This window comes from Janthinobacterium sp. 1_2014MBL_MicDiv, from assembly GCF_001865675.1.
Classification (GTDB): Bacteria; Pseudomonadota; Gammaproteobacteria; order Burkholderiales; family Burkholderiaceae_D; genus Janthinobacterium.
The window spans coordinates 6,237,903-6,251,810 of sequence record NZ_CP011319.1; the positions used below are offsets into that span (position 1 = coordinate 6,237,903).

Here is a 13,908-nt window from a genome sequence, read left to right on the forward strand (position 1 = left end):
AAGTAACAGAGATTAAACTGAAGAGTTTGATCCTGGCTCAGATTGAACGCTGGCGGCATGCCTTACACATGCAAGTCGAACGGCAGCACGGAGCTTGCTCTGGTGGCGAGTGGCGAACGGGTGAGTAATATATCGGAACGTACCCTAGAGTGGGGGATAACGTAGCGAAAGTTACGCTAATACCGCATACGATCTAAGGATGAAAGTGGGGGATCGCAAGACCTCATGCTCGTGGAGCGGCCGATATCTGATTAGCTAGTTGGTAGGGTAAAAGCCTACCAAGGCATCGATCAGTAGCTGGTCTGAGAGGACGACCAGCCACACTGGAACTGAGACACGGTCCAGACTCCTACGGGAGGCAGCAGTGGGGAATTTTGGACAATGGGCGAAAGCCTGATCCAGCAATGCCGCGTGAGTGAAGAAGGCCTTCGGGTTGTAAAGCTCTTTTGTCAGGGAAGAAACGGTGAAGGCTAATATCCTTTGCTAATGACGGTACCTGAAGAATAAGCACCGGCTAACTACGTGCCAGCAGCCGCGGTAATACGTAGGGTGCAAGCGTTAATCGGAATTACTGGGCGTAAAGCGTGCGCAGGCGGTTTTGTAAGTCTGATGTGAAATCCCCGGGCTCAACCTGGGAATTGCATTGGAGACTGCAAGGCTAGAATCTGGCAGAGGGGGGTAGAATTCCACGTGTAGCAGTGAAATGCGTAGATATGTGGAGGAACACCGATGGCGAAGGCAGCCCCCTGGGTCAAGATTGACGCTCATGCACGAAAGCGTGGGGAGCAAACAGGATTAGATACCCTGGTAGTCCACGCCCTAAACGATGTCTACTAGTTGTCGGGTCTTAATTGACTTGGTAACGCAGCTAACGCGTGAAGTAGACCGCCTGGGGAGTACGGTCGCAAGATTAAAACTCAAAGGAATTGACGGGGACCCGCACAAGCGGTGGATGATGTGGATTAATTCGATGCAACGCGAAAAACCTTACCTACCCTTGACATGGCTGGAATCCCCGAGAGATTGGGGAGTGCTCGAAAGAGAACCAGTACACAGGTGCTGCATGGCTGTCGTCAGCTCGTGTCGTGAGATGTTGGGTTAAGTCCCGCAACGAGCGCAACCCTTGTCATTAGTTGCTACGAAAGGGCACTCTAATGAGACTGCCGGTGACAAACCGGAGGAAGGTGGGGATGACGTCAAGTCCTCATGGCCCTTATGGGTAGGGCTTCACACGTCATACAATGGTACATACAGAGCGCCGCCAACCCGCGAGGGGGAGCTAATCGCAGAAAGTGTATCGTAGTCCGGATTGTAGTCTGCAACTCGACTGCATGAAGTTGGAATCGCTAGTAATCGCGGATCAGCATGTCGCGGTGAATACGTTCCCGGGTCTTGTACACACCGCCCGTCACACCATGGGAGCGGGTTTTACCAGAAGTAGGTAGCTTAACCGCAAGGAGGGCGCTTACCACGGTAGGATTCGTGACTGGGGTGAAGTCGTAACAAGGTAGCCGTATCGGAAGGTGCGGCTGGATCACCTCCTTTCTAGAGTTTGCACGAATCAGTAATGATTCACGCATCAAATGTTCACACTTATCGGCTGTTAGTAAGAGAAGAAACAGTAGTCGTAGTAGCACCGCGTTGGGGCTGTAGCTCAGCTGGTTAGAGCACCGTGTTGATAACGCGGGGGTCGTTGGTTCGAGTCCAACCAGCCCTACCAGTTAAGTAGTAAATCTCAGGGGGATTAGCTCAGCTGGGAGAGCACCTGCTTTGCAAGCAGGGGGTCGTCGGTTCGATCCCGTCATCCTCCACCACGTTTTACCAAAAGCGCAAACGTAAATCAGTGTTGATCACAACACCAGGATTTAGGTTTGATCTTTTAGCGATCAAAGCTGTTTCGTTCTTTAACAATCTGGAAGAAGTAAAGATTATTTATTGATCGGTTTGCCGTAAAAAGCAAATCGATGGGTAATGATTGTATGTATCAACAAACAAGCAACAACGTTGTACTTTCTTATCCCTGTAGCGCTCTTTGATTATTTAGGTAATCAGAGGCTAACGTTATAGGGACAAGCGAATAAGTGCACATGGTGGATGCCTTGGCGATTACAGGCGATGAAGGACGTAGTAGCTTGCGATAAGCTGCGGGGAGTGAGCAAACACACTTTGATCCGCAGATTTCCGAATGGGGCAACCCACCCTTTTAGGGTATTGCATACTGAATACATAGGTATGCAAGGCGAACGCGGCGAACTGAAACATCTAAGTAGCTGCAGGAAAAGAAATCAACCGAGATTCCCAAAGTAGCGGCGAGCGAAATGGGAAGAGCCTGTACGTGATAGTCGGACCGATAACAGAATCCTCTGGAAATAGGAGCCATAGCGGGTGATAGCCCCGTATGTGAAATCGGACCGGTGATACTAAGCGTACGACAAGTAGGGCGGGACACGTGACATCCTGTCTGAATATGGGGGGACCATCCTCCAAGGCTAAATACTCGTAATCGACCGATAGTGAACCAGTACCGTGAGGGAAAGGCGAAAAGAACCCCGGAAGGGGAGTGAAATAGATCCTGAAACCGTGTGCATACAAACAGTAGGAGCGGACTTGTTCCGTGACTGCGTACCTTTTGTATAATGGGTCAGCGACTTACATTCAGTGGCAAGGTTAACCGAATAGGGAAGCCGTAGAGAAATCGAGTCCGAATAGGGCGATCAGTCGCTGGGTGTAGACCCGAAACCAAGTGATCTACTCATGGCCAGGATGAAGGTGCGGTAACACGCCCTGGAGGTCCGAACCCACTAATGTTGAAAAATTAGGGGATGAGCTGTGGGTAGGGGTGAAAGGCTAAACAAACTTGGAAATAGCTGGTTCTCTCCGAAAACTATTTAGGTAGTGCCTCAAGTATCACCATCGGGGGTAGAGCACTGTTATGGCTAGGGGGTCATTGCGACTTACCAAACCATTGCAAACTCCGAATACCGATGAGTGCGAGCTTGGGAGACAGACGTCGGGTGCTAACGTCCGGCGTCAAGAGGGAAACAACCCAGACCGCCAGCTAAGGTCCCAAAGATTGGCTAAGTGGAAAACGAAGTGGGAAGGCTAAAACAGTCAGGATGTTGGCTTAGAAGCAGCCATCATTTAAAGAAAGCGTAATAGCTCACTGATCGAGTCGTCCTGCGCGGAAGATGTAACGGGGCTAAGCCAGTCACCGAAGCTGCGGATATCCTTTATTGGATATGGTAGGAGAGCGTTCTGTAAGCCTGCGAAGGTGTCTTGTAAAGGATGCTGGAGGTATCAGAAGTGCGAATGCTGACATGAGTAGCGATAATGGGGGTGAAAAGCCTCCACGCCGTAAGCCCAAGGTTTCCTGTTCAACGTTCATCGGAGCAGGGTGAGTCGGCCCCTAAGGCGAGGCAGAGATGCGTAGCTGATGGGAAGCAGGTTAATATTCCTGCACCGTCGTATGATGCGATGGGGGGACGGATCGCGGAAGGTTGTCCAACTGTTGGAATAGTTGGTTTTTGGCTCATAGAAGGCGCTTAGGCAAATCCGGGCGCGGAATTCAAGGGGTTGAGACGAGTGCACTTGTGCACGAAGCAATCGGAAGTGGTTCCAAGAAAAGCCTCTAAGCTTCAGTCATACGAGACCGTACCGCAAACCGACACAGGTGGGCGAGATGAGTATTCTAAGGCGCTTGAGAGAACTCGGGAGAAGGAACTCGGCAAATTGGTACCGTAACTTCGGGAAAAGGTACGCCCCGGTAGCTTGATTGGTTTACTCCATGAGGGTGAAAGGGTTGCAATAAACTGGTGGCTGCGACTGTTTAATAAAAACACAGCACTCTGCAAACACGAAAGTGGACGTATAGGGTGTGACGCCTGCCCGGTGCTGGAAGATTAAATGATGGGGTGCAAGCTCTTGATTGAAGTCCCAGTAAACGGCGGCCGTAACTATAACGGTCCTAAGGTAGCGAAATTCCTTGTCGGGTAAGTTCCGACCTGCACGAATGGCGTAACGATGGCCACACTGTCTCCTCCCGAGACTCAGCGAAGTTGAAATGTTTGTGATGATGCAATCTACCCGCGGCTAGACGGAAAGACCCCATGAACCTTTACTGTAGCTTTGCATTGGACTTTGAACCAATCTGTGTAGGATAGGTGGGAGGCTTTGAAGCGGGGACGCTAGTTCTCGTGGAGCCAACCTTGAAATACCACCCTGGTTTGTTTGAGGTTCTAACCTTGGTCCGTTATCCGGATCGGGGACAGTGCATGGTAGGCAGTTTGACTGGGGCGGTCTCCTCCTAAAGTGTAACGGAGGAGTTCGAAGGTACGCTAGATACGGTCGGACATCGTGTTGATAGTGCAATGGCATAAGCGTGCTTAACTGCGAGACTGACAAGTCGAGCAGGTACGAAAGTAGGACATAGTGATCCGGTGGTTCTGTATGGAAGGGCCATCGCTCAACGGATAAAAGGTACTCTGGGGATAACAGGCTGATTCCTCCCAAGAGTTCATATCGACGGGGGAGTTTGGCACCTCGATGTCGGCTCATCACATCCTGGGGCTGTAGCCGGTCCCAAGGGTATGGCTGTTCGCCATTTAAAGTGGTACGTGAGCTGGGTTTAAAACGTCGTGAGACAGTTTGGTCCCTATCTGCCGTGGGCGTTGGAAATTTGAAGGGGGCTGCTCCTAGTACGAGAGGACCGGAGTGGACGAACCTCTGGTGTACCGGTTGTCACGCCAGTGGCATTGCCGGGTAGCTAAGTTCGGAAGAGATAACCGCTGAAAGCATCTAAGCGGGAAACTTGCCTTGAGATGAGATTTCCCAGAGCCTTGAGCTCTTTGAAGGGTCGTTCGAGACCAGGACGTTGATAGGCTGGGTGTGGAAGTGCAGTAATGCATTAAGCTAACCAGTACTAATTGCCCGTACGGCTTGTCCCTATAACCTTAGCAGGTACAGAGGATAAGAAAGTAACGTTGTGAGTTGTTGATACCACTCATTACCCAAGTAATACCTCAATATATAATCCGCTTCTTCCAGATTTCGACACCTGTCGCCCCATTGGGGACAGGCTGTCATACAAGTTATGCCTGATGACCATAGCAAGTTGGTCCCACCCCTTCCCATCCCGAACAGGACCGTGAAACAACTTTGCGCCGATGATAGTGCTGCAACCAGTGTGAAAGTAGGTTATCGTCAGGCTTGTTATACGCAGTAGAAGAAAACCCCGCCAGTGATGGTGGGGTTTTTTTTCGTCTGACGGTTTATTCACCAGGCATTACTGGCAATCCAGCCGTCGATCGGTATCAACTTTCCCTTGTCGATGCTCCTGCAGTTGCCTGGCCAGGTACGAGCTGGTGCAACAGCATGTGGGTCTGTCCGTTAATGCGCAAGCGTCAACGGGTACAAGGGTGTTCCGGATGGTATTACCAGGTCAATTTGATGGTGATATGGCATCGAGTAATTAAATTTCACACTTTCTTAGAATAAACCTTGCTGCCTGCGTGGAGCTTTGCTATAGTTCGCCTCCCCAATGAGACGCTGCGGTTTGCGAAACAAAGGGATCACTGGAAACGGTGAAGGTAGTAAAAAGAAGGTTGACGGATTTGGCGAAATGCTTCATACTCTTTCTTCTTCGCAGCTGACAAACACAACGCTTTGTCGATAGCGCGAAAGCAGTAACCGAATACAGTTCTTTAACAATTAACAGTCGATAAGTGTGGGCATTTGATGTAGTGCAGCAGCGATCTTCGGATTGCTGTAATACTTAAAATATCAAATGTTCACAAGAAATAATGAAATAGGATACTTCTTCGGAAGTAGCCTGTCAGTTTTTTGAGTGAGCGACCCGTCGCAAGACGGTGCCAATAAAATGGCAAAGTAACAGAGATTAAACTGAAGAGTTTGATCCTGGCTCAGATTGAACGCTGGCGGCATGCCTTACACATGCAAGTCGAACGGCAGCACGGAGCTTGCTCTGGTGGCGAGTGGCGAACGGGTGAGTAATATATCGGAACGTACCCTAGAGTGGGGGATAACGTAGCGAAAGTTACGCTAATACCGCATACGATCTAAGGATGAAAGTGGGGGATCGCAAGACCTCATGCTCGTGGAGCGGCCGATATCTGATTAGCTAGTTGGTAGGGTAAAAGCCTACCAAGGCATCGATCAGTAGCTGGTCTGAGAGGACGACCAGCCACACTGGAACTGAGACACGGTCCAGACTCCTACGGGAGGCAGCAGTGGGGAATTTTGGACAATGGGCGAAAGCCTGATCCAGCAATGCCGCGTGAGTGAAGAAGGCCTTCGGGTTGTAAAGCTCTTTTGTCAGGGAAGAAACGGTGAAGGCTAATATCCTTTGCTAATGACGGTACCTGAAGAATAAGCACCGGCTAACTACGTGCCAGCAGCCGCGGTAATACGTAGGGTGCAAGCGTTAATCGGAATTACTGGGCGTAAAGCGTGCGCAGGCGGTTTTGTAAGTCTGATGTGAAATCCCCGGGCTCAACCTGGGAATTGCATTGGAGACTGCAAGGCTAGAATCTGGCAGAGGGGGGTAGAATTCCACGTGTAGCAGTGAAATGCGTAGATATGTGGAGGAACACCGATGGCGAAGGCAGCCCCCTGGGTCAAGATTGACGCTCATGCACGAAAGCGTGGGGAGCAAACAGGATTAGATACCCTGGTAGTCCACGCCCTAAACGATGTCTACTAGTTGTCGGGTCTTAATTGACTTGGTAACGCAGCTAACGCGTGAAGTAGACCGCCTGGGGAGTACGGTCGCAAGATTAAAACTCAAAGGAATTGACGGGGACCCGCACAAGCGGTGGATGATGTGGATTAATTCGATGCAACGCGAAAAACCTTACCTACCCTTGACATGGCTGGAATCCCCGAGAGATTGGGGAGTGCTCGAAAGAGAACCAGTACACAGGTGCTGCATGGCTGTCGTCAGCTCGTGTCGTGAGATGTTGGGTTAAGTCCCGCAACGAGCGCAACCCTTGTCATTAGTTGCTACGAAAGGGCACTCTAATGAGACTGCCGGTGACAAACCGGAGGAAGGTGGGGATGACGTCAAGTCCTCATGGCCCTTATGGGTAGGGCTTCACACGTCATACAATGGTACATACAGAGCGCCGCCAACCCGCGAGGGGGAGCTAATCGCAGAAAGTGTATCGTAGTCCGGATTGTAGTCTGCAACTCGACTGCATGAAGTTGGAATCGCTAGTAATCGCGGATCAGCATGTCGCGGTGAATACGTTCCCGGGTCTTGTACACACCGCCCGTCACACCATGGGAGCGGGTTTTACCAGAAGTAGGTAGCTTAACCGTAAGGAGGGCGCTTACCACGGTAGGATTCGTGACTGGGGTGAAGTCGTAACAAGGTAGCCGTATCGGAAGGTGCGGCTGGATCACCTCCTTTCTAGAGTTTGCACGAATCAGTAATGATTCACGCATCAAATGTTCACACTTATCGGCTGTTAGTAAGAGAAGAAACAGTAGTCGTAGTAGCACCGCGTTGGGGCTGTAGCTCAGCTGGTTAGAGCACCGTGTTGATAACGCGGGGGTCGTTGGTTCGAGTCCAACCAGCCCTACCAGTCATACCCAGGGGGATTAGCTCAGCTGGGAGAGCACCTGCTTTGCAAGCAGGGGGTCGTCGGTTCGATCCCGTCATCCTCCACCAAGTATTTTGAAAGTGCAAACGTAAGCCGGTCAACAAGACTTGGGTTTAGGTTTGATCTTTTAGCGATCAAAGCTGTTTCGTTCTTTAACAATCTGGAAGAAGTAAAGATTATTTATTGATTGAGTCTATACATGTAGCAATACATGAGGCGGCTCAATGGGTAATGATTGTATGTATCAACAAACAAGCAACAACGTTGTACTTTCTTATCCCTGTAACGCTCTTTGATGATTTCGATTATCAGAGGCTAACGTTATAGGGACAAGCGAATAAGTGCACATGGTGGATGCCTTGGCGATTACAGGCGATGAAGGACGTAGTAGCTTGCGATAAGCTGCGGGGAGTGAGCAAACACACTTTGATCCGCAGATTTCCGAATGGGGCAACCCACCCTTTTAGGGTATTGCATACTGAATACATAGGTATGCAAGGCGAACGCGGCGAACTGAAACATCTAAGTAGCTGCAGGAAAAGAAATCAACCGAGATTCCCAAAGTAGCGGCGAGCGAAATGGGAAGAGCCTGTACGTGATAGTCGGACCGATAACAGAATCCTCTGGAAATAGGAGCCATAGCGGGTGATAGCCCCGTATGTGAAATCGGACCGGTGGTACTAAGCGTACGACAAGTAGGGCGGGACACGTGACATCCTGTCTGAATATGGGGGGACCATCCTCCAAGGCTAAATACTCGTAATCGACCGATAGTGAACCAGTACCGTGAGGGAAAGGCGAAAAGAACCCCGGAAGGGGAGTGAAATAGATCCTGAAACCGTGTGCATACAAACAGTAGGAGCGGACTTGTTCCGTGACTGCGTACCTTTTGTATAATGGGTCAGCGACTTACATTCAGTGGCAAGGTTAACCAGATAGGGAAGCCGTAGAGAAATCGAGTCCGAATAGGGCGATCAGTCGCTGGGTGTAGACCCGAAACCAAGTGATCTACTCATGGCCAGGATGAAGGTGCGGTAACACGCCCTGGAGGTCCGAACCCACTAATGTTGAAAAATTAGGGGATGAGCTGTGGGTAGGGGTGAAAGGCTAAACAAACTTGGAAATAGCTGGTTCTCTCCGAAAACTATTTAGGTAGTGCCTCAAGTATCACCATCGGGGGTAGAGCACTGTTATGGCTAGGGGGTCATTGCGACTTACCAAACCATTGCAAACTCCGAATACCGATGAGTGCGAGCTTGGGAGACAGACGTCGGGTGCTAACGTCCGGCGTCAAGAGGGAAACAACCCAGACCGCCAGCTAAGGTCCCAAAGATTGGCTAAGTGGAAAACGAAGTGGGAAGGCTAAAACAGTCAGGATGTTGGCTTAGAAGCAGCCATCATTTAAAGAAAGCGTAATAGCTCACTGATCGAGTCGTCCTGCGCGGAAGATGTAACGGGGCTAAGCCAGTCACCGAAGCTGCGGATATTGTTCTGTGATTTATCACAGATATATATGGTAGGAGAGCGTTCTGTAAGCCTGCGAAGGTGTCTTGTAAAGGATGCTGGAGGTATCAGAAGTGCGAATGCTGACATGAGTAGCGATAATGGGGGTGAAAAGCCTCCACGCCGTAAGCCCAAGGTTTCCTGTTCAACGTTCATCGGAGCAGGGTGAGTCGGCCCCTAAGGCGAGGCAGAGATGCGTAGCTGATGGGAAGCAGGTTAATATTCCTGCACCGTCGTATGATGCGATGGGGGGACGGATCGCGGAAGGTTGTCTGACTGTTGGAATAGTCAGTTTCTGTCTCATAGAAGGCGCTTAGGCAAATCCGGGCGCGGAATTCAAGGGGATGGGACGAGTGAGCTTGCTCACGAAGCAATCGGAAGTGGTTCCAAGAAAAGCCTCTAAGCTTCAGTCATACGAGACCGTACCGCAAACCGACACAGGTGGGCGAGATGAGTATTCTAAGGCGCTTGAGAGAACTCGGGAGAAGGAACTCGGCAAATTGGTACCGTAACTTCGGGAAAAGGTACGCCCCGGTAGCTTGATTGGTTTACTCCATGAGGGTGAAAGGGTTGCAATAAACTGGTGGCTGCGACTGTTTAATAAAAACACAGCACTCTGCAAACACGAAAGTGGACGTATAGGGTGTGACGCCTGCCCGGTGCTGGAAGATTAAATGATGGGGTGCAAGCTCTTGATTGAAGTCCCAGTAAACGGCGGCCGTAACTATAACGGTCCTAAGGTAGCGAAATTCCTTGTCGGGTAAGTTCCGACCTGCACGAATGGCGTAACGATGGCCACACTGTCTCCTCCCGAGACTCAGCGAAGTTGAAATGTTTGTGATGATGCAATCTACCCGCGGCTAGACGGAAAGACCCCATGAACCTTTACTGTAGCTTTGCATTGGACTTTGAACCAATCTGTGTAGGATAGGTGGGAGGCTTTGAAGCGGGGACGCTAGTTCTCGTGGAGCCAACCTTGAAATACCACCCTGGTTTGTTTGAGGTTCTAACCTTGGTCCGTTATCCGGATCGGGGACAGTGCATGGTAGGCAGTTTGACTGGGGCGGTCTCCTCCTAAAGTGTAACGGAGGAGTTCGAAGGTACGCTAGATACGGTCGGACATCGTGTTGATAGTGCAATGGCATAAGCGTGCTTAACTGCGAGACTGACAAGTCGAGCAGGTACGAAAGTAGGACATAGTGATCCGGTGGTTCTGTATGGAAGGGCCATCGCTCAACGGATAAAAGGTACTCTGGGGATAACAGGCTGATTCCTCCCAAGAGTTCATATCGACGGGGGAGTTTGGCACCTCGATGTCGGCTCATCACATCCTGGGGCTGTAGCCGGTCCCAAGGGTATGGCTGTTCGCCATTTAAAGTGGTACGTGAGCTGGGTTTAAAACGTCGTGAGACAGTTTGGTCCCTATCTGCCGTGGGCGTTGGAAATTTGAAGGGGGCTGCTCCTAGTACGAGAGGACCGGAGTGGACGAACCTCTGGTGTACCGGTTGTCACGCCAGTGGCATTGCCGGGTAGCTAAGTTCGGAAGAGATAACCGCTGAAAGCATCTAAGCGGGAAACTTGCCTTGAGATGAGATTTCCCAGAGCCTTGAGCTCTTTGAAGGGTCGTTCGAGACCAGGACGTTGATAGGCTGGGTGTGGAAGTGCAGTAATGCATTAAGCTAACCAGTACTAATTGCCCGTACGGCTTGTCCCTATAACCTTAGCAGGTACAGAGGATAAGAAAGTAACGTTGTGAGTTGTTGATACCACTCATTACCCAAGTAATACCTCAATACATAATCCGCTTCTTCCAGATTCATGACGCTGCTGCCCAATCGGGAGCAACCGTCAGTACAAGTTATGCCTGATGACCATAGCAAGTTGGTCCCACCCCTTCCCATCCCGAACAGGACCGTGAAACAACTTTGCGCCGATGATAGTGCTGCAACCAGTGTGAAAGTAGGTTATCGTCAGGCTTGTTATACGCAGTAGAGAAAAACCCCACCGGACTCCGGTGGGGTTTTTTTTCGTCTGCTGATTTCATATCGTACAACCACAAACGTCAAAGGCACCGCTGCGCGCGCTGCAATTCACTGATGTTGTCGTGATTGGCCATCCTTTTCTCCAGCGCTTTCCCTGCCGTATCCAGACACTTGCCTGGCACGTTGTGCATGAAATGCAACAGCTTCCATTATTTACATAAGCGCTTATATAAATGCTGCTACTATCGCTACATGAAACAAGCATGCGGCACCCAACGACGGCAGCTGACCGAATTGCTCGATGCCGCCGTTCAGCACGGTGTTTGAACAACGCTCCTTTGGCGAGTGCATGCGCAACACAAGCAAGCAGGTAAAAGTAATTCCCTGAATACTCTCTGAGGAAAGTGACAATGGAAACGACACTGAACATGGCAACCAAGAAATCCCCGCTGGCCCGCCTGACGGCCTATCCCCTGGTGCAGATCGTGCTGGGCATGGTGCTCACTTTTGCCGCCGTGCCGCTGACCATGATCATGGCCTCCAAGCTGGTGGACAAGTCCTATCGCATCGTATGGCCGCAACTGCTGGCGGCGGTACTGGTATGGTGCGGCTACCGTTTCCATGTCCGCCGCATCGAGAAACGCCAGCCCATTGAACTGGCGCTGCCTGGCATGGCGCGTGAGCTGGGGCGCGGTCTGTTGCTGGGCGCCACATTGGTCACCCTGACCTTTGCCGTGCTGGCCCTGCTGGGTGTGTATCGCTTCAGCGGCGTCAACGCCCTGAATATGCTGCTGTTGTTCCCGCTGGCCGAACTGCTGCTGGTGGGGATGGCTGAGGAGATGATGTTTCGCGGCGTACTCTTTGGCGTGACGGAACGTGCGCTGGGCAGCAAGCTTGCCATCGCGATTTCATCCCTGGTGTTCAGCCTGGCCCATTTGCCCAATGACGGTTTTTCGGTGCTGGCGATCGCCGGGCTGGTCGCGTACGGGGTGCTGCAGGCGGCGCTGTATATGCGGACGCGCCGCTTGTGGATCTGCATCGGCACGCATATCGGCTGGAATTACTGCGTTGGCCAGGTGTTTTCATCGACCGTGTCCGGCCATGCGGAGACCGGCGGCCTGCTGCGCGGCGAATTGGCAGGCAATGCCATGCTGACTGGCGGCGCCTTCGGCGTGGAAGGTTCGCTGGTGACCGTCTTGCTGATCAGCGTCGCCGCCGCGTACTGCCTGCGCCAGGTCTTTACCGGCGGGCAGGCGGTACGGCCGGCGGCGGCACCGGAATAAGTGCGCGGATCTTATTGGCCGGCAACCACCGGCGTCGCGCCACTCCTGGCCACCCACTCGATCAAGGCATCGACAGCGGCGCGGCCGTTGCCGTTACCCACCAGGTCGCTATTGATCATGGCGACCACCACGCACTGCTGGTTGTTGGCGTCGGGCACATAGCCGGCGACGGCCACTACATTCTTCAACGTTCCCGTCTTGATGCGGGCCCGCGCGGCGGCCGGACTGCCCAGCAGGCGCTTGCGCATGGTGCCATCGAGCGCGACGATAGGCAGGCTGGACTGGAACTCGGGCGCCCACGGGCTTTGCAGCATCGCTTGCAGCACGCCGGCCATTTGCGCTGGCGCAATGCGGCCCGTGCGCGACAAGCCTGAACCGTTATCGACCAGCATGCCTTGCGTCTCGATATTGTGCCGCTGGAACCATTCCTGGATCACTAGCCGCGCGCGGGCAGCCGTGTCTTCCGGCGCCGTCATGGCGACGGGGCGGCTGCCCAGCCAGCCATCGCTTTGCAGACTGCCCAGGCTCAGGAACAAGGTGCGGGCCAGGGTGTTATCGGAGGTTTTGTTGATATCGCGCAGTACTTCCGGCAAGGCGCGTGCCACATGGTCGGCCAGCATGCGCGTGCCGACCGGTTCGGCCGTCGGCGGCAACCCCGTAAACGGCGCTTCGCGCACAACGCCCGTGATGGTGCCGCCCAGGCGTTTCCAGGTGGCACGGAACAAGCGGTCCGCGTAATCGTTGCGGTCGAGCACATTGATGCTGGTGCCCTTGCTGCAATTCTGCGGGAACGTGCCGTGCAGTATCACCTGCAGCTTGCCGCCGGCATCGCGCCGGTATTCGGGCGGGCGCCAGCCGTCTTCCCATCTGGCGCAACTGCCCTTGACCAGTTTCATGTCGCTCGTGATGCTGACGTTTTCCAAGGGCGGCTGCATCAGGATGGTCAATTGCCGCTCCGTCGAACTCATGTCGATATCGAGCAGATTGGTGTTCAGCAATAAGGCATCGGGAATGACGTTGTAGCGGAACTCGGCCGACTCGTCGAAGGGCGCGGCGCCGATGTCGGGCCGGGCCGGCTGGAACAGCTGGCGGTCGAGGATCAGATCGCCCTTGATTTTCACGATGCCCTGGTTGCGCAGGGTTTGCAGCATGTGCGCGAGCACGTCGGCATTGAAATCCGTGTCGGCGCCGCCGCGCAGGATCAGGTCGCCCTTCAGTACGCCATTGATGACGTCGGCGCTGGTGCGCAACTCCGTGCGGCCGCGGAAGATGGGGCCCAGCTGTTCCAGGCCCACGGCCGTCGTCACCAGCTTCATGGTGGACGCCGGCTGCATGCTGCGCTCGGCCCCATGCGACAGCACGGTGGTGTTGCCGCGCAAGACGATGGCGCCCATGGCGTCTTCCGGGATATTCGCGCTGCGCAGCAGCAGGCTGACGGATTCGGGCAATTGCGCCTGTGCAGTCGACAGGCCGAGGCCGGCCAGCAGGGCGGCGATGATGACGGGACGGAACATGGCTCTC

The 13,908-nt window shown here is 52.9% G+C and carries 2 protein-coding genes, 4 tRNA genes and 6 rRNA genes; 11 read left to right on the forward strand and 1 reads right to left on the reverse strand.

Annotated elements, in window-relative coordinates:
- The first annotated feature begins 14 nt into the window (after positions 1–14).
- The 11 genes from YQ44_RS27120 to YQ44_RS27170 all read left to right on the forward strand — a co-directional run bounded on the left by YQ44_RS27120 (position 15) and on the right by YQ44_RS27170 (position 12,387).
- Positions 15–1,545 (forward strand): 16S ribosomal RNA (locus YQ44_RS27120).
- A gap of 98 nt (positions 1,546–1,643) precedes the next feature.
- Positions 1,644–1,720, forward strand: a tRNA-Ile gene (locus YQ44_RS27125).
- An 18-nt stretch (positions 1,721–1,738) separates the two neighbouring features.
- Positions 1,739–1,814: transfer RNA gene (locus YQ44_RS27130), tRNA-Ala, on the forward strand.
- Between the two features lie 253 nt (positions 1,815–2,067).
- A 23S ribosomal RNA gene (locus YQ44_RS27135) occupies positions 2,068–4,943 on the forward strand.
- 149 nt (positions 4,944–5,092) lie between these two features.
- Positions 5,093–5,205 (forward strand): 5S ribosomal RNA (gene rrf, locus YQ44_RS27140).
- 690 nt (positions 5,206–5,895) lie between these two features.
- Positions 5,896–7,426, forward strand: a 16S ribosomal RNA gene (locus YQ44_RS27145).
- A gap of 98 nt (positions 7,427–7,524) precedes the next feature.
- Positions 7,525–7,601 (forward strand) — tRNA-Ile (locus YQ44_RS27150).
- A 10-nt stretch (positions 7,602–7,611) separates the two neighbouring features.
- Positions 7,612–7,687: transfer RNA gene (locus tag YQ44_RS27155), tRNA-Ala, on the forward strand.
- 259 nt (positions 7,688–7,946) lie between these two features.
- Positions 7,947–10,836 (forward strand): 23S ribosomal RNA (locus YQ44_RS27160).
- 149 nt (positions 10,837–10,985) lie between these two features.
- Positions 10,986–11,098, forward strand: a 5S ribosomal RNA gene (gene rrf, locus YQ44_RS27165).
- The 16S, 23S and 5S rRNA genes sit together here with 4 tRNA genes alongside, the layout of an rRNA operon.
- Positions 11,099–11,514: 416 nt before the next feature.
- Positions 11,515–12,387, forward strand: a complete 873-nt coding sequence (locus tag YQ44_RS27170; RefSeq protein ID WP_071326026.1) for a CPBP family intramembrane glutamic endopeptidase — start codon at positions 11,515–11,517, stop codon at positions 12,385–12,387.
- Positions 12,388–12,398: 11 nt separating this feature from the next.
- Here the strand turns inward: YQ44_RS27170 and dacB are convergent, their stop codons facing one another.
- Entirely contained in the window at positions 12,399–13,901 is a 1,503-nt protein-coding gene (dacB, locus tag YQ44_RS27175; protein ID WP_071326027.1) for a D-alanyl-D-alanine carboxypeptidase/D-alanyl-D-alanine endopeptidase, read from the reverse strand.
- Between the last annotated feature and the right edge of the window lie 7 nt (positions 13,902–13,908).

Coding starts and splice junctions, on each gene's coding strand:
- YQ44_RS27170 (WP_071326026.1), top strand. CDS start 11,515: ATGGAAACGACACTGAACATGGCAACCAAGAAATCCCCGCTGGCCCGC.
- dacB (WP_071326027.1), bottom strand. CDS start 13,901: ATGTTCCGTCCCGTCATCATCGCCGCCCTGCTGGCCGGCCTCGGCCTG.